Source organism: Vibrio sp. R11-SG3-ISO9, assembly GCF_059834255.1.
The window spans coordinates 1-26,882 of record NZ_JCBDGU010000046.1 but is presented as its reverse complement, the minus strand read 5'-3'; the positions used below and the strand labels follow the sequence as shown (position 1 = coordinate 26,882).

Below are 26,882 nucleotides of genomic sequence, written 5' to 3'. Positions count from 1 at the left end.
TAGAAACTCACCCGACTCGAGACAACTTTAGTAGCTTCCTCAAATCATGGATTAAGCCTTTTGATTGAGGTACTAGCTCTTCTGACCGCGCAACACTCTCATACACCATCACCAGTTGCCCTAGAGGGTCGATGACAACAATAGAGGCTTCACCGAGTCTATTGGTAAGCTGTTGATTACCCATTACTTGTGTGAAAGCCTCTTGGTCAACAGCACTGTTGCCTTCAGCGCTAGTAGCAAAGATCACTGGCGTCACACGTTCACGATTTTTACCCAAGGCCAGATAGCTCTGTTTAATATAATGAAGCTGCTGCTCGCATAGTTGGTTACAGCCTTCAGGGGCAACATAACCAATAAGCCACCCCTGATTTGGATCTTCAAAATCTATAGAGAGATCATTAAGCGTCATCCTTGGCTCAATAAGTAAACCAGTGTTGGTTGCCCCTTCGTTGTACCAGTGCTGGTCTAAAACGGTTTTCGCGATAATGGCTGGCAAAGCAAAAATAATAACAAGCCCGACAAGTAGCCATCGTCCTTTGCGGCGTCTTTTCTCAAACGCCATTTGCTCATCACTTTTCATCGTGATTCTCCCTTTTGTCGCGCTTGATGAAAAAACGGTAGCCCATTAGCAACATCAATCCCGACAGTACTGCCGCCATAGCAAACCACTGCACTGAATAGCCAAAGTGTTTTTCTGACTTCATCGCTGTTGGCCGCCATAGCAATTCATAAGGCCACGTCTCATCCTGAATCGGTTGAAACAAAACAGGCAGAATATCCGTTGCGGTATAATCGGATATCGCTGCGATATTCAAGTTTTGAATACGCTTCGGCTTGGTCTCTTCTAAAGCCAAATCAGAACTTAATGGGTTAGTGGAACGAACGTATAAACGACCCGAAACTTGTTGAGGCATCAAAGGCAATTCAATCACCGGAAGCTCACTACGCTTTTTGCTGGCTTTGACAAAACCTAAATCCACTAAGATGTACTTTGGCTTAGAGAAACCAACTACGGGCATTAACTGATACAAGATGTATCCAACACTGCCTTGGTGAGTTTGATTATCCAGTAAGAACATCAACCCGTTATCTTCAGCAAAGTTCACCGCTACTTTGGTTCCATTTAGCATCTTTAAGTATTCGCTGCTTGCAGCGTTGTTACTCTGTTCCGTTATAGAAAGATCATCGCTTTCAATACTATTTACCCAGATTTCCCAATCCGTTAGCACAGTAACCAATGGCTTACTTGGTTGACTTGCTTTCATCGCCAGATGTTGTTCAAGCTGCTGCTTCTCAAACCCACGCTCTCTTTGCCATAACCCCAACTTGATTAATAAGCTGACAGAAACCAAAGTTAAAAGAGCAACCACCCACACGCCGATACTTCGACGTTGATTGTTTTGATGATTTGCTTCATTAGGGGTTAACACCATGGTTTCATCAACATCCGTACTCTTGTTTAAAGTTCTTCTTGTCGCCCTTCTGTTTGTTATTGCTTTCAACCTCATGAAAGCGTTATTTCAGTTCTCATCGGGCAAACACAGTGGCAAACAACTAAGTCATTTCCTCGGGCGACGCGTCTTCTTCTCTGCCGTTGTGGTGATCCTATTGCTTCTTGCGATGGCGACTGGCTTTATCACGCCTAATCCGCGCCCTTACTGACTGTTCAAACCCAATGGCTAGAGCAATCACAACACGTAAACGAAGATAAACAGACCTAGCCAGACCACATCAACAAAGTGCCAATACCAGCTACCTGCTTGGAAGGCAAAATGGTCTTTAGGTGTAAAGTGGTCTTTGGCTACACGCCCTAACAACACGATCAAAAAGATAGTCCCTAAGCAGACATGCAAGCCATGAAAACCAGTTAGTAAAAAGAAAGTGTTACCGTAGATGCCTGACTGTAAAGTCAAATTCATCTCTTGGTAGGCATGGATATATTCTTCTGCTTGGAAGAAAAGAAAGAAGCCTGCGAGCACTATCGTAATTTCTAACCAAACCGTTAGCGCCATACGTTGGTTTTTTTCAAGGCTGAGATGAGCCATGTGCAGTGTCACGGACGAGAGCAACAAGATGACGGTATTTTTCAGCGGTAACCCCTGCCAAGACATAGCTTGAGTAGTGACGCCATCTGGCGTGGTTGTTAGCGGCCACATTGATTGAAACATCGGCCACAACACCTCATGAGTCATCTCGTTATTTCCAGCACCGCCCAACCAAGGTACCGAGATCATGCGCGCGTAGAAGAGTGCGCCAAAGAAAGCGCCGAAGAACATGATTTCGGAGAAAATAAACCAGCTCATACCTTGTCGGAAGGAGCGAGAAATCTGCTCAGAATAGAGGCCACTTAACGACTCGGTAATCACATTACTGAACCACCCTGCCAACATATAGAGCAGTACCGCAAAGCCCAGTACCAAAATAACTTTGCCGAATACTCCACCCGCTGCGTCAGTCCCCATATTCTGTACAGTTAACCCTGAGCCCAGCGCGACAAGAAACAGAGCGACAGCGCCAACAAGAGGCCAGTGACTCTGATGCGGAACAAAGTAGATTTCCTTTTTAGAACTCATTGCTCAACTCCTTTTGTTGATACAGGTTCTTGCGACGGCTCAGTTTTTCGCGACTACATCCTGCTCTGATGACGTCCCATTGGTAATGTTAAATAAGGTATAAGAGAGAGTCAGAGTGTGAATCGACTCTGGAATATTAGGCTCGATATAGAAGATCAAGCCCATTTCAGTACTCTGCTTGGCGTTCAACGGTTGTTGATTAAAGCAAAAGCACTCTATTTTATTGAAGTATGTTGCACCATTGCCGGGAGACACCGATGGCACAGCTTGCCCAACTAGATTCAATCCAGACATATTGGTAGCAATGTAGTTAGTCTGGATCACTTCACCAGGGTGAACTTCAAGCACGCGCTTCTCTGGCTCAAATCGCCATGGCATATCGGGCTTAATATGTGACATGAACTCAACCCGCACTGTGCGACTGTAATCGGGCTGCATCCCTTGAGGCTGAACCGCAGATACTGTGTTGGTTTTGCCATTGATACCCAAAGCTTCACACATCACGTCATACAGTGGCACCAAAGCAAACCCAAAGCCAAACATGCCAATCACACTCAATACCAAATAGGCCGTCAGTTTCTTGGTTGACCGCTTTGTGGTGTTATTTTGGGTTTGTGTATGTTCGTCTCGCGATTGCTTGTTCATGGCTCACCTCAGTCCACTTTAGGTGGGTGTGTAAAGGTGTGATGCGGTGCAGGGCTTGGGACTGTCCACTCTAGCCCTTCCGCTCTCTCCCAAGGTTTACTCTCTGCTGGCTCTCCATCTTTGATGCATTTGATGACCAGCCATAGGAAGATCAATTGCGATAAACCGAAGGCAAAACCGCCAATCGACACTACCTGATTAACATCAGCAAACTGAATCGCGTAATCAGGAATACGACGTGGCATCCCTGCTAAACCAAGGAAGTGCATAGGGAAGAAAAGAACATTTACGGAAATGACCGAAGTCCAGAAGTGCCACAAACTCAATTTGTGGTCATACATGTTGCCCGTCCATTTGGGCAGCCAATAGTAAGCTGCCGCCATGATAGAGAACACTGCCCCGGTAACCAGAACATAGTGGAAATGCGCGACCACAAAGTATGTATCGTGATATTGGAAGTCGGCAGGAACAATCGCCAACATCAGCCCAGAGAAGCCACCGATGGTAAACAGTACAATAAAGGCAATCGCAAAGAGCATCGGAGTTTCGAAGGTCAGCGCCCCTCGCCACATGGTCGCTACCCAGTTAAATACCTTCACTCCTGTAGGCACCGCAATCAGCATAGTGCAATACATAAAGAACAGCTCGGCGAAGACTGGCATCCCGGTGGTGAACATATGGTGTGCCCATACCAAGAAAGACAGGATTGCGATACTGCAGGTTGCGTAAACCATTGAGTGATAACCAAACAAACGTTTGCCACTGAAAGCCGGAATAATCGCTGAGACAATACCAAACGATGGCAATATCATGATGTACACCTCTGGGTGTCCAAAGAACCAGAAGATGTGTTGGAACATCACAGGGTCTCCCCCACCAGCCGCATCAAAGAAGCTCGTCCCAAAGTACTTATCGGTTAGTACCATAGTTACCGCGCCTGCGAGGACTGGCATCACCGCGATTAACAAGAACGCAGTAATCAACCATGTCCAAACGAACATCGGCAACTTGAACCAAGTCATACCAGGAGCTCGCATATTGACGATGGTTACAATCACGTTGATCGCACCCATGATCGAACTGATACCCATGATATGAACAGAGAAAACGAACAGCGCCGTACTGTCAGGCCCATAAGTTGTCGATAGAGGCGCGTAGAAAGTCCAACCAAAGCTTGGGCCACCGCCTTCAGTAAACAGGGATCCGATTAAAATGAGGAACGCAAAAGGAAGGATCCAAAAACTGAGGTTGTTCATTCGAGGCAGAGCCATGTCTGGCGCTCCGATCATCATCGGGATCATCCAGTTGGCAAGGCCAGTAAACGCCGGCATGACTGCACCAAACACCATAATCAACCCATGAACGGTTGTCATCTGATTGAAGAAGTCTGGCTCAACCAGCTGTAGCCCTGGCTGAAATAGCTCGGCACGAATCACCATGGCCATCGCGCCACCCGTCAGGAACATGGCAAAACTGAACCACAGATAGAGCGTACCTATATCTTTATGATTAGTGGAATAGAGCCAACGAGCCCACCCCTTAGGAGCTTCATGATGGTCATGCTCAGTTACATCGATTAAATCGTCAGCAGTGTGACTAGCCGCTAACTCTTCAGCCGGAGCAGATTTCACCGGCTTGTTAATTGGTGAACTCATATCGCCTCCTTGCTATTCGGCGTTGCATTCGAGTCGGTGGCTGCATCTTCACCCCCGCCTTCAACTTGCTGCTTGTAGGCGTTGATGTCTGATGCTTGAATAACATCACCAGTATCATTACCCCAAGCATTTCGTTGGTAGGTGATCACTGCAGCGATCTCTTTTTCTGTAAGTTGGTTATCAAAGGCCTGCATCGCAGTTCCAGAACGGCCATAGACGATAACATCAATATGCTCCGATACATTTCCAAGTGCCACTGGGCTACCCTTAATAGCAGGGAACGCGCCTGGAATCCCCTCGCCGTTTGCTTGGTGACAAACAGCACAGCGAGATGCATAAACTTGCTCACCAATGGTATTTAGCTCTTCCAAAGAAAGTGACGCATCTAATGCTTCCTTAGCGGCTTGAGCCTCAGCAATCGCAAGCGCCTTCTGGTCAGCCAGCCAAACATCGAAATCTTCTTCTTCCATGGCTTGAACAACAATCGGCATAAAGCCGTGAGCACGACCACATAACTCGGCACATTGACCACGATAAACGCCGGGCTCATCTATTTTTGTCCAAGCTTCATTAATAAAACCTGGAATTGTGTCTTTTTTCACAGCGAATGCAGGAACCCACCAAGAGTGAATCACATCGTCCGAGGTCATTAAGAAACGGACTTTACGATTAATCGGTAGCACAAGTGGTTTGTCTACCTCTAACAAGTAATGCACGCCCTTCGCTTCGATACCTTCAATCTCTTTGTCACTGGTTGCCAGTAAACTAAAGTACTCGACGTCTTCACCGAAGTAGCTGTAATGCCACTTCCATTGTGAGCCTGTAATTTTAACTGTGAGTTCAGATTGAGAAGTATCTTCCATTGCAATCAAGGTTTTGGTTGCAGGGATTGCCATTGCGATAAGGATGATAATAGGAATGATGGTCCAGATGATTTCGACTTTGGTGCTTTCATGAAAATGTGCGGCAACCGCTCCCTTCGATTTCCTGTGCCTTAGGATCGAATAGAACATGACACCAAACACAACAAAAGCAATAGCACAACAGATGTAGAAGATCAGCATGTGCAGCTCGTAGACTTTGCCACTAATCTCCGTTACCCCTTGCGTCATGTTGTATTCACTCGTTGCTTGAACAAGTGGCGCTATCAACAGCGACATACCACTACTAATTAGTAGTACATACCTCAGCAATAATCGTTTCAAAAGATCTCTCCTCTATCCATCCATATTGGATATATGCGAGCTATCAGACAGCAAATGCCGTCTCAAAAATGAAAGACTTGGAATCAGACCGACAAGCAATCCTCAATGGCAGATTGCCAACACTGCTACCTGTTAAAAGCTACGAGCAAACTCGATAAAAGGTTCAAAAACAGCGAAGTTGTTACTTTTTGTTATATTTATGTAAAAGGCTAGTTATCGATACTCAAATATTCAAGGTCGCATTAGTTACTAAATGCTCAATTATTTAATTTGTGCTTCAACAAAAAAATCGAACCTTTATCACTGTTTGCACAAGTTTTACGATTGCCTTCAAGGTAATGCGAATGAATATCAATTACATTGATTGCAAAGCCGATTTATAACGAGAAGGTTAATGAATATGCAAGATGCCATGAACTGGTTGGCGAGAGACCCAGATCCAAGAACTCGCGAAGAACTTCAACAACTGATTGATGAAAAGAATCACGATGAAATTGGCGACCGATTCAGTCAAAGGTTAGAGTTTGGTACAGCGGGTTTACGCGGCAAAGTGGGCTGCGGTCCCAATAGAATGAACCGTTTAGTTATCCAAGAGACAGCAACAGGTTTAGGCCACTACCTAGCTGACCATGTCCCACAAGCACTGCAACGTGGTGTTGTTATTGGTTACGATGGTCGACTGGATTCAAAGCAGTTTGCTACCGATACCGCATCTGTTCTGTGTGCACTTGGTTTTAAGGTTTACCTAACGAGTAAAGTAGCAGCAACGCCTATCGTCGCCTTCGGTATTGAACGTTTTGGAGCAGCCGCTGGCATTGTTGTCACAGCGAGTCACAATCCGCCAGAGTACAATGGCTTCAAGGTGTACTGGGAGAATGGTGCACAAATCATCCCACCACACGACAGTGGCATCGCAGCGGAGATCGACATCGCAGCGACCAAGCCTATCCCGCTAATGAGCTTAAGTGATGCAGAACAAGATGAGAAACTGGTTTGGCTAACGGAAGAGTACTATCAAGCTTACCGCCAAGCCGTGAATCAAGCTTCTTTTATCAGCAAACAAGGCTCCGAATTGGAAACGGTCATTGCGTATACTGCGATGCATGGTGTCGGCGCGCAAATGGCTGAGGACCTACTCCACGACAATGGCTTCCATAAAGTATTCAGTGTTGCTGAACAACGAGAACCGGATGGGCATTTCCCGACCGTTAACTTCCCTAACCCGGAAGAGAAAGGAGCTATGGATCTGGTTGTTCAATTGGCAGAGAGTGTCGATGCCGATATCGCTTGTGCTAACGACCCAGATGCAGACAGATTTGCGGTTGCAGTCAAACTTCCAGAAGGCGGCTATAAGATGCTGACCGGTGACCAAGTTGGCGTGCTCTTCGCACAGTACTTGTCAGCCAAAGCGCACGCGAAAACGCAGCTTATCGGTAACAGTATCGTCTCTTCAACCCTACTGGAAAAAGTCGCAAATTCGAATGGAGCAAAATACTTCCAAACCTTAACAGGCTTCAAATGGCTGACTAACGTCGGTATGCAGTTAGAAGATGAAAACAATGAGTTCCTGTTTGCCTATGAAGAAGCACTTGGTTACACCATGGGTACTCTAGTCCGCGATAAAGATGGCCTATCTGCTCTAGTGGTATTTGCTCAACTTGTTGAAGAGCTCAAATCACAAGGCAAGACAGTGTGGGACTTGCTGGCTGATATCTACATGCAACACGGTCTATATACTAACGCTCAGCGTAGCATTGCACTTGACCCAACAGCACCTTCTATTGGCTCCAAATTGAGAAGCCATCAGCCTACTGCCATCAATGGCATTGCGATAAAAGTCATTGAAGATTTGCAATCATCGCTACGTGTTACGGTCGGTGGAGCTACGGAAGCGATCAACCTTCCTGCAAGTGATGTACTTATTTACCATCTAGAAGACGGGTCACGCATTATCGTTCGACCTTCAGGCACAGAACCTAAAGTGAAGGTGTACTACGAAACGGTCACCTCTTACGAACAGGGTGAGAGCTACTCTGAAGCGATTCAACGAGGAGAGGTATACATGAACCAGCTCATCGAACAGCATCAGAGCGAACTAAACCAACAGTGGCTTTAAACCAGTGTGTTAAAGTGAAACTAGACACTTGGTAAAACAGCTCTTTCGATACAAAAATGGACGCTCAGGCGTCCATTTTTATTCAATTGAGTTTGGCTTAGATTAACCAAAAAACGAAGACAGCATCCAAAGTGACAAAATCACAAACACGCCACCCATTACTTTCTGTTGATACGTTCTAAACTTCGCGTTTTCCAATAATGGTTTGCCCAGAGTTCCTGCCAGTGCAACCAGCAAGAAATTAAAGGTCAAACCCAATAAGTTAAGCAGCAAGCCCAACACAAGCATTTGTTCACCCGAAGTGGCTTCAATGTTAGTTGAAACGAACTGAGGGAGAAACATCACAAAGAACACCAATGCTTTGGGATTAAGTAGATTACTGATCAGCGCTCTTTGGTAGTATGCTTTGGCCGCCGAATTATCACTAAGTTCAGGTGCATCGCCTTGATCAGAACGAAGGCAATCCCACCCCATTTTCAGCAGATATGCACCACCCAACAGATGAAGTGCTTTTAAAGCAAGCGGGCTCATTGCAATCAACGCCGATACACCCATAGCCGCTAAAACCGTCAGAATGATCCCAGACGTCGCATTACCTAAACTCGCAAACAAGCCTACTTTTCGCCCGTAACTCATACTAGAGCTTGCGATCAGTAACATGTCAGGACCAGGAAGAAGAAGCAGTGCAACGACGGCAGTTAAGTAAACAGGAAGAATAGCTAGATCGATCATTAGATTGTGCGTTGATATAAAAAAGACGGCGGATTTTATATCAACCAAACACTTTTCACTAGATGCAATCAGTTGAAACCTTGGTTATTTAACGAATAAAAAACCAAAGCAACACAACTCATCAAAGTAATTCGCTAATCCAACTTAAAGATAGCTATATTTGAGGGGTAATTGTTATCCGTAGACTAAAAACAACGGGGGAACTGAGTCGTCTGAATCGATAGTATATTTAGCTAATTCGTTACTTAGCTACCCATTCTATCTCGACCAAAGTCTGCTCACCACACTTCAATCGACCCAAGAATAGGTCGCCTTGATGAACCTCACCCACACCTTTTGGTGTGCCCGTCATAACCACATCACCATCAAGCAGCGTAGTGTACGAACTCAGCTCCTCAAGGATAGTTTCCGGTGGGTAAAGCATCTGCGAAACATGGCCTTTCTGAACTCGAACACAGTTGATAAAGAGCTCTAAATGAAGGTCCGATAGGTCCACTCCGTCTAGCGGCACGAAACGGCTAAGAACTGCAGAGCCATCGAATGCTTTGGCACGCTCCCATGGTAAGCCCTTCCCTTTTAGGTAACTCTGGAGTTCACGCTTAGTAAGATCTAGACCTAGGCCGACAGCAACATATTGCCCTTGTTCGACAATAAAACAGATCTCCGCTTCATAATGGAGTGCTTCTTGATGGAAAGAGGTTAAGGTCGAGGTCACACAGGTACTAGGCTTATTGAAGACCACCATGTGTTCAGGAATGGCGTTGTTCAACTCTTCAATGTGATCAACATAGTTACGACCTACGCAAAGAACTTTGCTTGGTGTCGCGCTAATTTTGGAGTCCTGCCACTGCTGCTCTACATGAGTGTTGCTCATTGTCTTTCCCTGACCATTAATCGAGCAAAGAGTTTAACTGATCAATGATGAAGAATCTTTGACAACCTAATACCTTGTTTCAAATATCTGATCTTTAGCGCAGTCTGAATAGGATGAGTAAAGGGGAAGCTTTTGAGATGTAAAATAAAGCAGCCCCTTCAAACCTTTCGATTAGAAGGGGCCTAGCAAGTGTTTAGGACAGTATCCTAAGAGGGGTAATACTCTTGGGAGTAAACACTATGCTGAATTATGGTTGGCTTATAGGTAGTAACGAGCACCGATAGTCCATTTGTCGTCAGACTTGTAGCCAGATTCGCTGTTTAGGTCGAACTGGTAAGCTGTGTAACCAACGATGTTGCTAGTGAAGTTGTATTCAGCTTGTAGTGCTAGCTCTTCACGTGCAGTCTCAGTCGTTGCACCTTTCGTTAGCTCACCTTCAACTACTTCGTAGTTCACGCTTAGGTTTAGGCTGTTTGAAAGACCGTACGCTGCTAATAGCTCGTATGCAGTGCTCTCTTCTAGAGTAGTACCTTTTGCTAGGCCAGCGTTCATGTTTTCGTTAGACGCGTAGATACCCGCAACGTAAAGGCCAGAACCGTATGTACCGTATGCTGCAGAAACTAGGTGAGATTCAGCTGTGCTTGATTTACCAGATGCAGTGTAATCACCAGTGTTGAATGCGTAACCTAGCTTAACGCCTGCAATTGAGTAACCTAGAGTCGCTTGTACACGGTCACCGTATTTTACAGTGCTACGAGTAACAGTCACTTCACCTGTAATATCATCAACATCTTCAGCATCTGTTGTTACAGAGTTGTCACCTTGCCAACCTAGACCGAAGCTGAACTCACCAGCATCACCAAGTTGGATTGCGTTACGGTAGCTCACCATTTTGTCTGCACGACCAGTACCTAGAGCACCGTGGTTGTCGTATAAGAAGTCATTCGCGTAAGCGATTGGCATATCCGTTACGCTAGCTACGTCGTAGTATGGTGCCCATTGAGTACCAACAACTGCGCGGCCGAAATCGTCATGAGTTAGACCAACGTAACCAAGACGAGTAGCGAATGTGTCGTCACCACCGTCTAGGTAGTTTAGTTGCCATTCACCTTTAGCGTCTGCTGTGAAACCGTTGCCAAGATCTTGAGTAGCGTTAAAGTTAATACGTGGAGAGTTTGAGCCTACTGAAGCATCTTCTTTCTCAGAGCCGTTTACGTTTACAGAAACGTGACCGCCAACTTCAAAAGTTGTACCGTCTTCGTTGTAAAGTTCTACTGCAACTGCCTGTGTACCAAATACAGCGCCAGAAACAGCAAGCGCTAAAAGTTTCTTATTCATTGTCATATCCATTTGTAACTTGGGGTGTTTACTCACTAACAACCTCTAGTCGAAACCGAAGTTGTTACCTTCATTTAACAAGTGAGGCAACCGTAAGCGATGAATGACAAAAAAGTTGCATTAAAATATATAAAATAAAAAAAATGGAACTATAGAAAACAAAATAGAATTTAAAAACAAAGCGTTAAAATAAAAAACCACCCAGAAAAACCAAAAACATTTATAGTTATAAAAATATATTTTCAATTAAAACCCCACTTATGCTGAATAAAAATTCAAATAGACTTTTACTCTGTCAATCTCACTTTCCACTAAGAAACATTTCGAAACATTATGTAACATGCCGTATTTTTTAGCGGTGTGTAATTTATTGGTTCACCATATCAATCGAAAATAACTACTGCGTTAGAATCTAAACCAAAAGCGATATGATGCAGATACAAAAAAAGCAACCTCTGGTAAAGGTTGCTTCCTCGCTATCAATCCGATTGGTTGTTTGTTGCTTATTTAAAGCAGGTCTCCGCCCAACGCGCTAGCCCTGCGGTAACAGAGCCAAAATAGTTACCACTGACAATTGGTACATTCGGTACAGCTTGCTCTACAGCTTGACGAAGAATTGGAGAGCGTGCAGAACCGCCTGTCATATAGATAACATCTGGCGTTTTTTGCCCTTGTTGTATCGCTTCTTTAACCAACTCAATCATCTTGGCTTTTGGTGCATCAATGGCTTCAACCATTTGTTCAACTGAGATATCTACTTCGACCAATTCGGGCGCTACCTGAATCGCAGTTCGATACTCACTGCTGTCGGCAAGGGCAATCTTGGCTTCTTCGGCACGCCTTACAATGCTGTAGCCTAAAGTGTCGTGATATACACGCATTAACCTATCAAGCTTTGCTGGTTCAGCCGCCTCTTTACGCAACAATTTCAAAGCAGAGAGATTTTCTCGAGAATAGAAGTTCTTCTGAGCCTCAACATTGTTAATAGCAATTGGGTTCCAGAACTGAGTCAATGGCATATCGATCCCAGAGATACTTTTGCTCGTCATCCCAAATGGGTGCATCAAACGTTTAAAGGCAAGATAGATATCCAAGTCATTACCGCCGACACGTTGACCACTATGAGCCAACAAGCTTGCACTTCGGTCCGCATTCCCTGCCCATGTAGGACCCATTTCAAGCAGTGAACAGTCGGTAGTACCACCACCAATATCGACCACAAGAACGGTTTGGTTCTGAGTGAGCGTACTTTCGTATTCAAGCCCGGCTGCCACGGGTTCAAACTGAAAGGCGATACCTGAGAAGCCCGCACGTGTAGCTGCTCGAGTCAGTATACGTTCAGCTTGTTGGTTCGCCTCTTCTCCACCACGGCCATGAAAGTTGATTGGACGGCCGATAACTGCTTGTTCAATCGCACACTGTGTAGAGCGTTCAGCTTGCTGTTTAATGTTCGCCATCATGGCGCACACCAAGTCCTCAAAGAAGCTCACTTGGACATCATGTAAGCCGCTAGCACCCAAGAATGACTTCGGTGACTTTACGTAATAAACGTCTCGTGGGTCTTCAAGATACAGGTCCAGAGCTGCCTGACCAAACGCCATATCTTCCGGTACCAAATCGATGCTCTCTTCACGGTTCGCCGCAATTGCACGACGCAGTACCTGCTCGCCAATCGCATCACTTGGTTTGATGTTTAGGTGACGAAACAAGTGTTCAGAGACACTCTCCCGTGTTGGAGCAAAAACCGTTGAGGGAATATAGTGGTTATCACCTTCAAGAGGCAGTAGACGAGGAGCCCCTTCTATCATTGCTGCAACTGAGCAGTTTGCCGTTCCATAGTCAAATCCGATGAACATCAATCATATCCCCCAAGCTAGAAAAGGGGCGAGATGCTACCTGAATTACCTATAAATCGCTAGGTCAAACCGAACTATTCTTAACATCTATGCTCAGTATGTTACATTGCCACGCAAATGCTTCAGGAATCGAAAAATGAAAACACCTTGTATCGCAGCTTGTAAGAATAATGGCGGTATTTGCGGAGGCTGCCATCGCACAATGAATGAGATCATCGGTTGGAAGAATCTTTCCGATGAGCAAAGAGAGCAAGTGATGCAAAACCTTTCTGCGGAAGGGGCAACTCACGAATGTCCTCAATGCAGCAAGCCCGCACAATGCGACATTAGTGCCGGTAAGGAAACGTGTTGGTGTTTTGAACTAGAGAAGAGAGATACTAGCAGTGTGCCGAAGCAAGGCTTATGTATGTGTCGCAAGTGCCTTTCTGCATTGCCTATCGAATAGCATCAAGCATTGCATATATATAACAAGAGGGCTCAAAGTGCCCTCTTGTTGTTTGTCTCAATAGAATAGTAAGTTACTATTTTTTAACCAATGCCGGCGCTGAGAAACGAACGCCCTGCCAACCGTGTTTGATGAAGTTACGAATGTTTTGGTGATCATCGTTTTCTGGAAACTCAAGAACATCGTGACGGTAGTACTGACCAAAGCAGGTCAAGGTTTGCTGCTCAGATAGCCCTTCCAATTGGCCAAACGCAAAGATTTTGCACGATCCGTTGTTCTGTCCTGTCGCATTCACCACATCTCCGTTAGCAAATTCACGCTCTGTAAACACGTAGCCATTTTCAATTACTTGCATTGTATCTTCAAACTGAACGCTTTCTGGCTGGTTGTCTAATTTAGCCAAAAAAGTTGATAGTTCCATTTCTCTTTTCTCCATTAATATCGTTCTGTAGCAGTGTATCGAGTTTGCACGTGACTGCAAGGTTATAGCTCGTCTGCGAACAATAAAATCAACTCTATTTTCAAAAGCTTGCCTATTTACTCGTCAGACCATAAAACGTGATTTGTTGGCTTCTATTTTCCATTAATTAGCGTAATGAAACTGATGACATAACACGATCAGGGCGTTATATTGTTTCAACACTTGTTTTACACTGCTTATACGGAAATATGCCAAAAGATAATAACCAAGAACTGTTTAGATATCTGAAACCAGGAACGCGTACAGCAGGTGTTCTTGAATTTGGCCCACAAGATTCTATCCAAGTGAGTACTCTCTATATTGGTCATAAGGAAGACCAATATTTGGTGCTTGAGTTGTCTCAAAAGTCGACCGAAGCGCTGACCCTCAGAAAGCTAAATAATGTCGATATTATTATTCGAGCTATCACAGACACCGAGTTAGGCCATATCGTGGCGTTTAAGACGAGTGTTCTTTCTCATATCACTCAGCCAGCCCACCTAATTTTTCTAAGACCGCCATCTAACTTCGCGACTAAGCCTATTCGCGAACATGAGCGCTACAAAATAAACCTCAGCTGCGAAGCGTCATTCGACACGTTGACGCTTGATGCAACTCTGATCGATTTTTCAATTTCCGGTTGTGGCGTGTTCTTATCTCAACAGTCAGACATTGATATTGGTATGAAGATTAAGGTGTCATCGATATTAGATGAACATCTGCCAAGTGATCTGGCCTATAAAGTGGTGAGTAAAAAGCGGCATGGTCAAGGTTGGCTTCTTGGCATTCAATTCCCAGAGCACCTTGAGCTAGACGAAGAGCTGAAAAAGCTTCTACTAGAACTGGCTTTCAGCACGGGTAACCTCTAGCATGATATCAATAGGAAAGGCGCATGATGCGCCTTTCTTATTTCTGACTGACTTTATTCATTTCCAACGAGACGTTCGGCAGGTTGGTAATGCTCTTTGAAATGAATAAACGCGCGATGTAGTGACTCTTCTTTTATCGGCTTCACAATCACGTAGTTTGCCCCTGCCTCCATGAAGCGATCACGAGTCGAAATTTGCGCATCCGCCGTACAAGCATAGATTGGAGTTTGTAAATGCAGATCTTCTCTGAGCTTAATCGTAGTCTCTACCCCGCCCAAGTTTGGAAGTTGGTTATCCATTAAAATAAGGTCATACGGTTGAAGCTCGGCGTATGCCATGGCTTCCAAGCCATCTTTGGCCCACGTTACCGACATCCCATATTTTTTGCAGAAGGCTTGAGCGATGAAAGCATTCGTATGATTGTCTTCAACCAGTAATACCCTCAATGATTTATCAAACAGGTCTCTTGGCGCGATAGACTCATCCAACTTAGGCCCCGTTACTGGTTCAGTTCGATAGATGACTGGAATATCAATAACAAACTCAGATCCGGCATCTTTGCGACTTCTAACTCTGATATCGCCTTCAAGCATATCCACTAAGTTCTTAACAATCGCTAACCCTAGCCCAGTACCGCCATATTCACGTGTCGTGGTTTCCTCGGCTTGAACAAAAGGTTCAAACACCGCATCTAACTTCTCAGGCTCGATACCGATGCCACTGTCTTTGACGGTGACAATTAAGCCTGCTTGATTGGTATTAATGGTGGTTTCTAAGTCAAACGAGACCGACACTCCACCCGAGTGGGTGAACTTCAGAGCATTGCTCAGTAGATTAAACATGATCTGATTTAAGCGGATCTGATCGGTGTAGATCTCAAGCTCTTCAGGTAATCGACTGTCGATATCAAAGCTGATCGATTTCTCAACACAGAGTGGCTTGTAGATGCTATCTAACGTATTGATAAGCTCTGAAAGGCGGAACTCTTTTTTCTGGATATTAAACTGGCCCTGCTCGATCTTAGAAAAATCTAGAATGTCATTGAGCACGGCAAGAAGGTGTTCGGCACTGTTAACCAAAACATCGACTTTCTCTCTATTGCCCTCACTGGTCATAGAGCGTTTTAGGAGTTGCGACACACCTAAAATACCATTAAGTGGCGTTCGAATTTCGTGACTCATTTTAGCTAAGAAATCAGCACGCACGTTGGCTAAGTGCTCCGCTTCTTCGCGGGCGCGATCAGCTTGTTGTTCTGCTTCCACCAGCTTCGTAATGTCTTGGCCTTGTACAACCACACCAGTAATACCATGCTCGACGCGTATCGCGGACATATTCCAACGGAATACCTTGTTACCGATAGGTACGTTGATACCGGTTAGCTTCGCTCCTTGAAGAACCATCAACACATTAGGTTGCATCTTCTTCTCGAACTCTTTGGCTAGCACACCTTTGAAGTCATCATCCGCAAACATTGCCATACGAGCGGCTGGGTTCATCTGAATCAGAGCACCATTTTCCGACCAAACCAAAATTGGAGAGTGTGCAAAATTGAAGAGGTCTTGGAATTTTTGGCTCTGCTCCGCAAGACGTTCAAACGTATCTTCTAAGGTGCAACCAATATGGTGAAACTCATAGATATTCGAGCCATCAAACTTATGTGCCTCATGGTTGTCACTCGCGGAACGAGTAAATTCCATCAGTTTATTCAGCTCTTTAGACACACGCTTGTGGATCCAACCACGAGCGAAGAATGACATAGCAATAAGAACCACAATTACGGCTGCAATAGCACGTTCATAGTTCTCCTCGAGGGCAATAAAATTGCTGTTTTTCTGAACGGCACGAATCGTCAGAGGTGTATCGACTGAGTTGATCTTAATTCGAGCGATAGTAACGAAGTGCTCAGGAAGCTGTTCGTGAACACGATAAGAGAGAACGTCTTCAAGAGAGTAAGTTTCGTCACCACTGAATGTCGAAGTGACAGGATCGCCATGCGCTTCTATGACGATATTCTCGCAGTTACTGCCTTGCTGAATGGACTCAGCTAGCGAGAAGTTATTGTCCAATACAATAGTGATGTAGAGCTGCCCGAGCACTTCACCCGTTTTGTTATCGACGATAGGAGTTTTACGCGCCAGCAGGTGGCGCTTGCCAATTTCTGTGTCTAGTTCGAGGAAGTGCCAATTGCTGCTGAACGCAACCTGGGTGGACATGTATTCTAAGCTGCCCTCATCAAAGCCATAGAATTGACCATTACCATCATCCCAAGACACACCATCATGCGTTGTGACAAAACGCATATCTGGTGCGTGGTTGGGCTCTCGTTGGTCAACACCAAAGAAGAAGTAGCTCAGTTCCTCTTTGTCCCCACTCGCGAAGTACTCTTTGAGCATAGTACTGTGTGAGCTGCTATCTTGATGGATCTGAAGTACCGACAAGCGGTAATCAAACATGTTCTGTATCAAACTCGATGTTTGCTGAACCGTTCGTTTGGTTTCTTGTTTTACTATGCTACTGCTGGTTTCATAGTTATGAATCAACACACCAATTGCCATCACACCAATCACCAGAATAATAATTCGAGTGATGAGTTTCGCGAGTGTATTACGTGGCGTGTTAGCGTAGCTTTTCTTCATTATTTTCCTGAGTATCTAAAGGCTCGCTGTTTCAGCGATTCTATATGTTCTGGGCTATCTTCTTTGGTTACGACCTCAAAGTCTCCAGAGTAGACGGTAGGTACAGCAAAGCCTTCCAAATCCCACTTAATGGCTTCTGCCATCGCTATACCAGTGTCGTCATTCATTCGCATCACAGTAACATCTAGCTCTCCACGAGCCAACGCTTCCAACTCAGCAGAACCACCACCCCATCCATTAAGTTTGATATCCAAACCAGACTCTTTAATGGCTTGAGCAGCACCTAATGCGACATCGGTTGCGCATGCATAGATAAAATCGAGATTCTGATTGCGCGCAATGCTGATCTTGGCCGCTTTATAGCCGCTATCCATATCCGACTTGGTATAAAAAGAGGATTTAAGTTTGAAGTCTGTCTCTTCACTGATTTCGTGGATAAACGTGTCACCACGGGCATCACTGATGTAACCCTCTGAACGATAAAGAACTGAGTACTCACTCTCATCTCCAGCGTGAGTTTTAAAATAGTCTGCTAACTTAAGACTGCCCGTGGCATGGTCAAACCCGACATACATAAATGGCTGTCGCTCTTGCCACGCTCGAACTGGCGTTGTGATATTTTGCAGAATCAGCTTGGTATCAGTTGAGCTCAAAACATGCTCAATGAATTTGCGATGGCGAGTTGTATCGAGTGTGAAAATTAGATAATCGGTTTTGTTTTCTATCGCTTCTTGAAGAGAGATACTTTGCTGCGTCAAATCCGCATTCACACGAGTAAACACTTGATTGATTTGATAGTTGATTCTTAGTTTATCCAAACGCTTTTCGAACGCTTGAATATTTCTCACCCAGTAATCTGAGATCTGTTGACCAGGATAAACGACCGATATGGTGATAGGAGCTTGTTGTTTAACTTGTAGGGGAACAGGATGTTTTTGAACGGCTTGGTTCATCTGTTCAGTGAGGGCTTTTTGCGCTGGAAATTTATCCAAAAATTCTTGGTATTCCCAATAGCCATTAAGCACATGAGTACCGTGAGAAAGGGCCGGCCCTGACAATAGCGAAGCCCCTAGCAACATAAGTGAACGTTTCATTATTTTCTCATTTTTTATGAGCTACTTTGGCTCATTTTTTACCTAGCCTGATGTCATATCGTTGTATGACTTTTTATATATTATGTAGGACAACCGTGAAAAATGATAGGCTCAAACAATAATTAGAACATCATTCCCATTAAAAATTATGAACTTGGTTTTAAAATGATAAAAGGGATTCAGAATCAACCAGAAACACATTCATCCAAGTAATAAAGAGAAAATAAAGCTGCTGTCAAAGGGAATCAACTAGGACTTAAACATTGGTTCAAAATAAACAACTTTATCATCCTGAATGTCTACGCATAGCTGTTCTTTAACAAGGGACTCTTTACGTAGTTTAGAGAGTTGTTTAATGGCATATTCAATTCGAAGCGCATGACTTTTCGAATCGACAATATGGCTCCATTCCAACAATAAAGGGCCTTTGCCTTTAAGAGCCTTCGCGCCTTTACCTTGCTGATGCTGTTCAAAGCGTCGAGTGAGGTTGTTAGTGATACCGCAATAAAGGGCGTTGTGACGAGTGCGAATCAGGTACACAACCCAATCCGCATCTGTTTTTTGGTCTGTCATCTAAATCAGAGATTCAACCAGAGCTTTTAACTCTGCTAGCTCTCTTTTCAAGTTCTCTACTTCAGCTTCTAGTGCTTCGACACGCTCATTACTAGAACCCGATACCATCGCAGGAGCAGCAGATGCCAATGCTTCCACATCAACCTCACCGCTCAACAGGTGCTGATAACGAGACTCACGCTTTCCAGCTTCACGAGGTAGCTTAACCACAAGAGCGCCCTCTTCACGAGCAGCTAGCTTATCCAAAACTGCTTCTACCTCTTTTACATCCGTGAAGTTAGCCAAACGACCTGTACGCGTTCTTAATTCACCAGGAGTTTGTGCTCCGCGTAGCAACATACAACAGATAATCGCACGTTCTTGATCGGTAAATTGCAGATCACCGAACTCGGTATTGCAGAAACGATGTTGGTACTTACTCACACGGCTGTTAAAGCCACTTTCATCGCTCACTAAACGGCGTGAAATAAGCCCATCAACGGCGTCAAGCACCTCTGACTCAGACAAGGATAAAACAGGCTCTCGATTGCTCTTTTGGTTACACGCGGTTGTTAAGCTATTGAGAGTAAGAGGGTAATGGTCAGGGGTCGTTACCTCTTTTTCAATTAAACAACCAATAATACGAGCTTCTATTGCGGAAAGTTGCGTGTTCATTATTTTTCCTTTTTATTATTTTCAATTCCGTCTGTACACATTCAAGGCTAACCTAACAGGCTAGTGTTCAGACAGTATCGGTACTCTTCGTTTTCGGCCTTGTTCGTCAATCACCATGATCTTAGAACGATTTAGTTCAATTTCCACCACTTCTAGGTTGGTGCGCTCTTTTACATAAGCGGTTCGAAGCTTGTCTTGCTCACTACAAGCTTCCTGAGAAATCTCGTTCGATTCCTCATTATTCGATTCTGACTGGTTCATCTCACATTTCATATAATGCTTGCTTCTATACAAGATACTATCGTGAACTGTCTGAGAAAAACAATCAGCTGAGTAACAGAGTGCTGAATTATTAAACAACCTTACTTTTGCTTTGATCTAAAGACTGTTACAACCGCATTCGATGTGCTTTAATCAGAATCAGATAACGTATATGACGATTAGGAAAAGGAATCTATGAGTAGCGTATTTGAAATTGTTAACCAGGCACGTCGTAAGAACAAACTTAAGCGTGAACTTCTAGACAACGAAAAGAAAGTTCGTGATAACCGCAAACGTGTAGATCTTCTAGACAACCTACTAGATTACATCAAGCCAGAAATGTCTCACGATGAAATCTTAGGTATCATCAAAAACATGAAAGCGGACTACGAAGACCGTGTTGATGACCACATCATCAAGAGTGCAGAAATCTCTAAAGCTCGTCGTGACATCAGTCGTCGCATCCGTGAGCTAACGGAAGAAGACAAGCAGACTCAAGGCAAGAAATAATCCCTTGTTGTCCAACGCATGATATTAACCCACTTTATTAAGTGGGTTTTTTTGACCCTAGATTTAGCGACTATACTCAAATGACTGCCACCGTTGGAGTCGCCTCATGTATACCGCTCTGTTGATTGCCGCCCTTTTATCTACCACGGAACCACACGCCGACGAACTTGAAAAGTTGTACACAACCGAACGAGAGATCAGCTATGACGACCTTGTTGTAGATGTTCGGGGTTACAAAGTACCTACTAAAGCTGCTTTCCAAGGCTGGGTACTGCTTAACAATGCAGAGAAGAAAGTTGCCAACATTGGTCAGCAACTTAGAGATGCGGGTATTAAAGAAACCATGCCTCTTCATCTTATCTTGCTTCAGGGCACGGATTGGGTCTTGAGTGACACCACGCTCTTCAGCCTACCAAATGTTCAACACATGCCCAAAATGATCAAAACGCTGAAGTTTATACAGACCTACATTGAGCCTGAAATCGGTATCGTAATTCCTGTCTCAGGTGAGCGAACCAGCAGTTACAACCAACAAGCGGGAGGCGCTCCTCGCAGTAAGCACCTTGAGTTTTGTGCTCTCGACATGGTGCCATCAGAAGATATTTCACGCGAAGAGTTGCACGTGAAGTTGAAGAAAATCCACTCTCAGTATGGCAAAGAGCACTTTGTCGGATTAGGGCTCTATGATGGCGTCCGCTTTCACATAGACACATGTGGTTTCAGGCAGTGGTAGCAGCATCAAACAGACACCATGATGTCACAATGACAACAAGAGACACAGTGTCAATATGACTCACAGTAAACCCAAAACTAAGATAAACCATTGATTTACAATAAACAAAATAGTTGGAACACCTTTTGCTCTATTGATAGTAAACCAAGACTATGAGGACGCATTATGAAACCAACTCAAACAACTTTTAAAACGCTTCTGTCTGTCTCCAACACTGGATTGATCATCACCACACTACTTATGATCATCAGCATTATTATCGCCTACCCTCTTGCTGACAGCTTTTCCCTTGCAGCACAAATAGCTGCCCATATCGGAACTATTGTGATCGCTGCATTCTTGAAAGTGAGTTATGTCGGACGCTGCCTTGCTCAATACAATCTAGGAATGGAAGTGCGTTAATTAAACTTGAGTCTTACTGGGTAACCCTGTTTGTTCCTTTTAGACAATGCCCAAGTTATCGAAGAGCTCGTACAATTGATGTGATTTGTATGGCTTGGGCAAGTAGGCATTCATACCCGCTTCGAAGCAATCTTTGATGTCTTCATCAAGCACGCTTGCCGTCAATGCGATAATTGGCAAAGGTGGGATACCTTGCTCTTTCTCCCAGGCACGAATCGTCTGAGTCGCCGTGATACCGTCCATTACTGGCATCATACAATCCATAAGTATTGCATCGAATCGTTCGCCTTGAGTAACCACATCCACCGCCTCTTGGCCGTTACTGGTGATGGTGTATTCATAACCCGCCTTCTCTAAGAAGAAGCTCGCAATTTTCTGATTCATCAAATTATCTTCGACGATCAATATCCGACGATTGAGTTCATGAACATCTTCTGATTTCGTCGGTTTTTCTAATACTTGGCTGGCCCCAGTATCAAGAGCCAACAGGCTATTCGAAAAGCGCTTACCTAAGAAAGGAACAGTATGTGTCGAGTGAACAGATTCTGTAATTTGATTGGTTTTAAATAGATGATGCTGACAAACGATAACCTTAGATAACGGATAACGCTGTTTCAAAGACGCGAGATCGTGTTCCATTGACTTGTGCAGCGTATGACAATAAAGCATGACATCACAATCGAGCTGAGCATTTGAGATATCGTCAATGGAGGGAACAACCTCAGATTGAATACCAAAGCGCTCGCACTCTTTACTTAATTGAGCCACATAGTTAAACCCATTAGAAACGATAACAGCATCCTTTAAGTTCTCGAACGTTTTGGGCTTGCTCTCTACGATATCGACGTAAAAACTAAAGCTAAATATAGACCCTTCACCCTTAACAGAGTGCGCGGTGATACGCCCATCCATCAAATCGATCAATTGTCGACAAATCGCTAAGCCGAGTCCGGTACCTCCAAACTGACGTGTTATGCTGCCATCCTCTTGTGTGAAAGGCTCAAAGATTGAATCGATTTTACTCTCTTCAATACCTATCCCTGTATCCGCTACGTGACACTCGATCATGCCTCTGCTCATTGAGCCCGGTGTGTAGGTTACTTTGGTACTTATCGCGCCTGAATCGGTAAATTTGATCGCATTCGACAGCAAGTTAGTGAGGACTTGGCGCAACCTATGCTCATCAAACAACAGCTGATGTGGAGTATTGGCATCAATGTTGATATCGAGTTCAACATTCTTACTGATCGCTTTAGATAATATGACGCTAACGGAGTCATAAACCACCTCACGCAGGTCCGCTGCCTGAGGTGAAAGCAACAAGTTACCCGATTCAATCTTAGACAGGTCGAGGATATCGTTGAGAAGTACCAATAGAGTATGAGAAGACGATTCTATATCTGCCAGTACCTCTTGTTGATTAGCATTGAGTTGGCTTTGCGAGAGAATCTCCGCCATACCAATAATGCCATTAAGCGGTGTTCGGATCTCATGAGACATATTTGCCAAAAATGCACTCTTGGCTCGGTTTGCAGAGATTGCGTCCTCTTTAGCTTCAATCAAATCCTGGTAGTGCTGCTGATTAGCACTCATGATCTCGTTAACTTTGTCAGCAAACTGAGTCAACTCATCATGGCCTTCTGTGACTATCGGCTTGTGCTCATCAGTATTTCGATTTTGATCTGACATGCCATCTAAAATGTGAGATAGATTTCGATTCAATCTTAATGACGTGGTTGAAGTCAGCCAAAAAACTAAAGTCGCAAATGTAATTACAAACACGGTTGTTAAGGTCGTTCTGATCTTTTGCGCTTTAATCCGTGCAGCCAGTTGACCTTGAAGCTCATTGGTGTAGCTATCGACCACTTGTAATGTCACGATATGGCGCTGCTCTAACCCAGAGACATACTGTTTGATCTCTTGTGAGTCGAACTGCCTTTTGAAGATTCGCTCACGAAAATCCACGCTATCTTGATATTCTTGACTCGTGAACACATCAAGTAGCTGCTCCAATCGAGTCGAGGAGTCATTACTTCTCAAGAAGGCATTCAGATATTGTGATTGACGGTGAATGGTACTCAAATAATGGTCGAGGTTGTCTTCTCTCAAATCAGGGTAGAGGTAAAGCTTGTAACCAACCCATGCCTCTTTCTGTGTCCAGAACACAAAGTTGTTGAGGTCGCTAAAGATCTTACCAGCCGTATTGATGTTGTCGTCGGTAAGAAAGATATCAACATCGTTTAGCTCGACCAGAATTTCTTGTAAAACATCAAAAGCCCAGACACCAAGAAACGGTCTTTGCTCTACCGACGGATTCGATAACTCTTGCAGAATCTGGTCAAGATCGTCGAGTTCATCAATGATATCCCATTGCGCTGAAAGCCCTTCAAGTTGCTTGTTATACTGGAGGATGCTCCCAAACTGCTTAGCGGCTGATGCGTATGCACTTTTTCTGATAGGAGAAGAGTTAGGCAATCGTAACAAACGATAAATATCGCCAGATAACGCACTAAAGGATTGTAACGCCTCGATCTTCACTCGAGTCGCCTCCAAGTTTGTTACCTGCTTTCTGTTGTTCAATGCTTCATTAATAGTAAAACCGAGCATAAACAGAATCGAAATAGATGACAGCAGAATCAACCGCCACCTAATTGATATATTTATCATTTTTATCTAGTCACTCCCTTCCTTGAAAGTCATCGGGTGCCTCGTACTAATAATAGGACACTCACGGCGTTTAACTTATCAAATATGCAACTTGTACTCGCTCACTCCTTACGCATCATTTATAAATCATCCCAAATTCATAGATTTCATCGCAATTACTCGCCCTTATGGTTGCTATTGTGGATATTATTAGTATCGAATTTGAGAGTGGTAAGGCCCGACAAACTGATTTATATGGGAAAATAGTCGAATGTTTTTCTCTCTGAATTCCCAAGATTCATTAGAAATAGGCTGATTAAGAGAGGCAATAGACTTAGGTGGATACTTTTTCATCAAGGTGTTAACTCATTTCATTTATTTACATGCTTAGATCACATTTTAGAACCATAAAAAGCAACCGTTTGCATTTTGTTTTTGATCTGAGTATTTTTCGACGAAAAATAAGTGCTACAAATCGATAAAGTCAATAGTGTTGCATATCACAAAACTCGACGTTATAACCAATAATTCTAGGTATATCAGCCAATATAGCTGGATTTAATTTTACTAGCAGAATAACAGACCGTACCTTACAATCCCGCCACATAAAAATTACAACTTAAATACAAGCCTATTCGTGCCATTAAAAGTGACAATTTAAGATCACAGCACAACGGTTTATCCCCCAAGCAGGTAAGCACCCTACACTCGCCAAGCCTGCAAAACTTAACGTGAAAGGTCCCAAGTAAAGATGAGCCCTGAAAAGCACCTCCTAGACTGGCAAACTAGTCAAACTATTGCTGAATCTATTGCCCCAACTCTTGGTCAGCTATACCGTCAAAAAGGCGTTGAAGTCATTCTTTTCGGAAAGACTCTAGTTAACGCAACAACTATTGACATCATCAAAGCTCACCGGCTTTCAAAGCACTACACAGGCTCCCCGCTTACCCCTTCACAAACACAACCAATCATTCAACACCTACTATCAATGCGCTTGTCTCCATGCCGTGTTGATGTTGGTCGCCTAGCGCATCAATACTGGGAAAACCATGATGATGTAACGGCAATGGATGACTTCCTTCAAACGGCTCTTATTGAGTCTCTAGAAGGCGAAGCGATGACTAAGCCTCGTGATGTTGTGTTGTACGGTTTCGGTCGTATCGGTCGACTACTTACTCGTATTCTTGTTGAGAAAAGTGGCCCAGGTTACCCACTTCGTTTACGTGCTATCGTGGTTCGTGGCGGTAAAGATGGTGATCTAGAGAAGCGTGCAAGCCTATTGCGCCGTGACTCAGTACACGGTCAATTCAACGGCAGCATCGTTATTGATAACGAGCGCAAAGCGATCATTGTTAACGGTAACTTCATTCAAGTTATCTACGCGAACAAGCCAGAAGACGTTGACTACACAGCTTACGGTATTGATAACGCACTGGTTGTTGATAACACTGGTGTATGGCGTGACGCTGAAGGCCTAGGTCAGCACGTTGCTTGTAACGGTGCGAGCAAAGTACTTCTTACTGCTCCAGGTAAAGGCGACATCAAGAACGTTGTATTTGGTGTTAACGAAGACGTTATCAAGCCAGAAGATACCATTATCTCTGCAGCAAGCTGTACGACTAACGCAATCACTCCTGTACTTAAAGCAGTACACGACAAGTTTGGCGTAACATCGGGTCACATCGAAACTGTTCACTCATTCACAAACGACCAGAACCTGATTGATAACTTCCACTCAGGCGATCGTCGTGGCCGTGCGGCTTCACTAAACATGGTTCTGACATCAACTGGTGCAGCGAAAGCAGTAGCGAAAGCAATGCCAGAGATGGCAGGTAAGCTAACAGGCAACGCAATTCGCGTACCGACACCAAACGTGTCAATGGCCGTAGCAAACCTAAACCTTGAGACGGGTACAACAAAAGAAGAGCTAAACACGTACCTACGTGAAATGGCGTTATCTTCTCCGCTTTCAGCGCAGATCGACTACACAGATTCGACAGAAGTTGTTTCTACTGACCTAGTCGGTTCTCGCCACCCAGGTGTTGTTGACGGTGTTGCAACTATTGCGCAAGACAACCGCGCTGTTCTGTACATCTGGTACGACAATGAGTTCGGATACAGCTGCCAAGTGGTTCACTGTATGGAACAGATGATGGGCGTACGCTACAAAACTTACCCAGCGGTTTAATCCTCTAGGTACTACAAGCTCCACAACATAATAATCATATAGGCGAAGTTCGTATGAGCTTCGCTCCCCCCTTTCCTTGAGTACTTTACGGTCAATTCTTGGAAAGTTGCCACTTGGTTCTGCTCTCTCTAACCGAACTAAGTGGCCTTTTTCGTTCTAGTAATTCATTTCATTGAATGCATAAAGCAGATAAAACAGCCAACTACCCAAGTTCGACTTCAAGCTCACTATCAATGGTGCTTGAACATGCCAGCACATAACCTTGCTCAATCTCTTCTGGCGTGAGAGTTTCTTGGCTACTGGAGCTGACGCTGCCTTTAGTCACTTTACATTTACATGAACCACAAATACCACTGCGACATGCGATGATGATCGGAACACCTGCTTTCTCTAGTGAGTCAGCTAACGGAGTTCCTA

The 26,882-nt window shown here is 44.3% G+C and carries 26 protein-coding genes; 8 read left to right on the top strand and 18 right to left on the bottom strand.

What is annotated here, in order from left to right:
* Nucleotides 1–7: 7 nt before the first annotated feature.
* Both AC6R05_RS16540 and AC6R05_RS16535 read right to left on the bottom strand, forming a co-directional pair.
* Complete coding sequence (locus AC6R05_RS16540) at nucleotides 8–580, bottom strand: redox-active disulfide-containing membrane protein (protein WP_500648044.1); 573 nt, start codon at nucleotides 578–580, stop codon at nucleotides 8–10.
* Nucleotides 570–1,433: an SURF1 family protein gene (locus tag AC6R05_RS16535; RefSeq protein WP_500648043.1), complete on the bottom strand. Its 864-nt coding sequence runs from the start codon at nucleotides 1,431–1,433 to the stop codon at nucleotides 570–572. The genes AC6R05_RS16540 and AC6R05_RS16535 overlap by 11 nt, the downstream gene beginning before the upstream one ends.
* Here AC6R05_RS16535 and AC6R05_RS16530 point away from each other — a divergent pair.
* A complete protein-coding gene (locus AC6R05_RS16530) occupies nucleotides 1,432–1,662 on the top strand; it encodes a DUF2909 domain-containing protein (RefSeq protein WP_500648042.1) in 231 nt (76 codons plus the stop codon). The genes AC6R05_RS16535 and AC6R05_RS16530 overlap by 2 nt on opposite strands.
* Nucleotides 1,663–1,688: 26 nt before the next feature.
* Here the strand turns inward: AC6R05_RS16530 and AC6R05_RS16525 are convergent, their stop codons facing one another.
* The 4 genes from AC6R05_RS16525 to coxB are packed head-to-tail and all read right to left on the bottom strand — an operon-like array spanning nucleotide 1,689 to nucleotide 6,078.
* Nucleotides 1,689–2,573 carry a cytochrome c oxidase subunit 3 gene (locus AC6R05_RS16525; RefSeq protein WP_500648041.1) on the bottom strand — a complete coding sequence of 295 codons (885 nt, stop codon included), beginning with the start codon at nucleotides 2,571–2,573 and terminating at the stop codon, nucleotides 1,689–1,691.
* A 39-nt stretch (nucleotides 2,574–2,612) separates the two neighbouring features.
* The gene (locus AC6R05_RS16520) at nucleotides 2,613–3,218 is read right to left on the bottom strand and encodes a cytochrome c oxidase assembly protein (RefSeq protein ID WP_500648040.1); all 606 of its coding nucleotides are present in this window, start codon (nucleotides 3,216–3,218) and stop codon (nucleotides 2,613–2,615) included.
* Nucleotides 3,219–3,226: 8 nt separating this feature from the next.
* On the bottom strand, nucleotides 3,227–4,873 hold the full coding sequence (gene ctaD, locus AC6R05_RS16515; RefSeq protein WP_500648039.1) for a cytochrome c oxidase subunit I: 1,647 nt from the start codon (nucleotides 4,871–4,873) through the stop codon (nucleotides 3,227–3,229).
* Nucleotides 4,870–6,078: a cytochrome c oxidase subunit II gene (gene coxB / locus AC6R05_RS16510; RefSeq protein ID WP_500648038.1), complete on the bottom strand. Its 1,209-nt coding sequence runs from the start codon at nucleotides 6,076–6,078 to the stop codon at nucleotides 4,870–4,872. The genes ctaD and coxB overlap by 4 nt, the downstream gene beginning before the upstream one ends.
* Nucleotides 6,079–6,478: 400 nt before the next feature.
* Here coxB and AC6R05_RS16505 point away from each other — a divergent pair, with 400 nt between their 5' ends.
* On the top strand, nucleotides 6,479–8,194 hold the full coding sequence (locus AC6R05_RS16505) for a phospho-sugar mutase (protein WP_500648083.1): 1,716 nt from the start codon (nucleotides 6,479–6,481) through the stop codon (nucleotides 8,192–8,194).
* 102 nt (nucleotides 8,195–8,296) lie between these two features.
* On the opposite strand, the gene AC6R05_RS16500 is transcribed toward AC6R05_RS16505, so the two are convergent.
* The 4 genes from AC6R05_RS16500 to yegD all read right to left on the bottom strand — a co-directional run bounded on the left by AC6R05_RS16500 (nucleotide 8,297) and on the right by yegD (nucleotide 12,994).
* Nucleotides 8,297–8,926, bottom strand: a complete 630-nt coding sequence (locus AC6R05_RS16500; RefSeq protein WP_150868642.1) for a LysE family translocator — start codon at nucleotides 8,924–8,926, stop codon at nucleotides 8,297–8,299.
* Between the two features lie 241 nt (nucleotides 8,927–9,167).
* Nucleotides 9,168–9,800, bottom strand: coding sequence for a fumarylacetoacetate hydrolase family protein (locus AC6R05_RS16495; RefSeq protein WP_500648037.1), 633 nt, complete (start codon nucleotides 9,798–9,800; stop codon nucleotides 9,168–9,170).
* A 258-nt stretch (nucleotides 9,801–10,058) separates the two neighbouring features.
* Nucleotides 10,059–11,138 carry a porin gene (locus AC6R05_RS16490; RefSeq protein WP_500648036.1) on the bottom strand — a complete coding sequence of 360 codons (1,080 nt, stop codon included), beginning with the start codon at nucleotides 11,136–11,138 and terminating at the stop codon, nucleotides 10,059–10,061.
* A gap of 503 nt (nucleotides 11,139–11,641) precedes the next feature.
* On the bottom strand, nucleotides 11,642–12,994 hold the full coding sequence (gene yegD, locus AC6R05_RS16485) for a molecular chaperone (protein WP_500648035.1): 1,353 nt from the start codon (nucleotides 12,992–12,994) through the stop codon (nucleotides 11,642–11,644).
* A gap of 136 nt (nucleotides 12,995–13,130) precedes the next feature.
* Between yegD and AC6R05_RS16480 the strand changes: the two genes are divergently transcribed.
* Entirely contained in the window at nucleotides 13,131–13,439 is a 309-nt protein-coding gene (locus AC6R05_RS16480) for a DUF1289 domain-containing protein (protein WP_032550252.1), read from the top strand.
* Between the two features lie 76 nt (nucleotides 13,440–13,515).
* On the opposite strand, the gene AC6R05_RS16475 is transcribed toward AC6R05_RS16480, so the two are convergent.
* Entirely contained in the window at nucleotides 13,516–13,860 is a 345-nt protein-coding gene (locus AC6R05_RS16475; protein WP_500648034.1) for a HopJ type III effector protein, read from the bottom strand.
* 248 nt (nucleotides 13,861–14,108) lie between these two features.
* Between AC6R05_RS16475 and AC6R05_RS16470 the strand changes: the two genes are divergently transcribed.
* Nucleotides 14,109–14,768, top strand: a complete 660-nt coding sequence (locus AC6R05_RS16470) for a PilZ domain-containing protein (RefSeq protein WP_500648033.1) — start codon at nucleotides 14,109–14,111, stop codon at nucleotides 14,766–14,768.
* A gap of 53 nt (nucleotides 14,769–14,821) precedes the next feature.
* On the opposite strand, the gene luxQ is transcribed toward AC6R05_RS16470, so the two are convergent.
* From luxQ to AC6R05_RS16445, 5 genes are all read right to left on the bottom strand, one after another.
* Complete coding sequence (gene luxQ, locus AC6R05_RS16465; protein WP_500648032.1) at nucleotides 14,822–17,404, bottom strand: quorum-sensing autoinducer 2 sensor kinase/phosphatase LuxQ; 2,583 nt, start codon at nucleotides 17,402–17,404, stop codon at nucleotides 14,822–14,824.
* The gene (locus AC6R05_RS16460) at nucleotides 17,404–18,498 is read right to left on the bottom strand and encodes an autoinducer 2-binding periplasmic protein LuxP (RefSeq protein WP_150897212.1); all 1,095 of its coding nucleotides are present in this window, start codon (nucleotides 18,496–18,498) and stop codon (nucleotides 17,404–17,406) included. The genes luxQ and AC6R05_RS16460 overlap by 1 nt, the downstream gene beginning before the upstream one ends.
* A gap of 249 nt (nucleotides 18,499–18,747) precedes the next feature.
* The gene (locus AC6R05_RS16455) at nucleotides 18,748–19,071 is read right to left on the bottom strand and encodes a GIY-YIG nuclease family protein (RefSeq protein ID WP_500648031.1); all 324 of its coding nucleotides are present in this window, start codon (nucleotides 19,069–19,071) and stop codon (nucleotides 18,748–18,750) included.
* On the bottom strand, nucleotides 19,072–19,725 hold the full coding sequence (locus tag AC6R05_RS16450) for a YceH family protein (RefSeq protein WP_500648030.1): 654 nt from the start codon (nucleotides 19,723–19,725) through the stop codon (nucleotides 19,072–19,074).
* Nucleotides 19,726–19,785: 60 nt separating this feature from the next.
* A complete protein-coding gene (locus tag AC6R05_RS16445; protein WP_150897209.1) occupies nucleotides 19,786–19,986 on the bottom strand; it encodes a hypothetical protein in 201 nt (66 codons plus the stop codon).
* Nucleotides 19,987–20,181: 195 nt separating this feature from the next.
* On the opposite strand from AC6R05_RS16445, the gene AC6R05_RS16440 reads away from it, so the two are divergent.
* From AC6R05_RS16440 to AC6R05_RS16430, 3 genes are all read left to right on the top strand, one after another.
* Nucleotides 20,182–20,496, top strand: a complete 315-nt coding sequence (locus tag AC6R05_RS16440; protein ID WP_032550242.1) for a DUF496 family protein — start codon at nucleotides 20,182–20,184, stop codon at nucleotides 20,494–20,496.
* Between the two features lie 106 nt (nucleotides 20,497–20,602).
* Nucleotides 20,603–21,229 (top strand): D-Ala-D-Ala carboxypeptidase family metallohydrolase, encoded by a 627-nt coding sequence (locus AC6R05_RS16435; protein WP_500648029.1) that lies wholly within the window; start codon nucleotides 20,603–20,605, stop codon nucleotides 21,227–21,229.
* A gap of 165 nt (nucleotides 21,230–21,394) precedes the next feature.
* The gene (locus tag AC6R05_RS16430) at nucleotides 21,395–21,631 is read left to right on the top strand and encodes a hypothetical protein (RefSeq protein ID WP_500648028.1); all 237 of its coding nucleotides are present in this window, start codon (nucleotides 21,395–21,397) and stop codon (nucleotides 21,629–21,631) included.
* Nucleotides 21,632–21,670: 39 nt separating this feature from the next.
* On the opposite strand, the gene AC6R05_RS16425 is transcribed toward AC6R05_RS16430, so the two are convergent.
* Nucleotides 21,671–24,238 (bottom strand): hybrid sensor histidine kinase/response regulator, encoded by a 2,568-nt coding sequence (locus tag AC6R05_RS16425; RefSeq protein WP_500648082.1) that lies wholly within the window; start codon nucleotides 24,236–24,238, stop codon nucleotides 21,671–21,673.
* Nucleotides 24,239–25,028: 790 nt separating this feature from the next.
* Between AC6R05_RS16425 and AC6R05_RS16420 the strand changes: the two genes are divergently transcribed.
* The gene (locus AC6R05_RS16420; protein WP_032550240.1) at nucleotides 25,029–26,465 is read left to right on the top strand and encodes a glyceraldehyde-3-phosphate dehydrogenase; all 1,437 of its coding nucleotides are present in this window, start codon (nucleotides 25,029–25,031) and stop codon (nucleotides 26,463–26,465) included.
* Between the two features lie 202 nt (nucleotides 26,466–26,667).
* Here the strand turns inward: AC6R05_RS16420 and AC6R05_RS16415 are convergent.
* Nucleotides 26,668–26,882, bottom strand: a 215-nt coding sequence (locus AC6R05_RS16415) for a 2Fe-2S iron-sulfur cluster-binding protein (RefSeq protein WP_500648027.1), incomplete at its 5' end; no start/stop codon positions are given.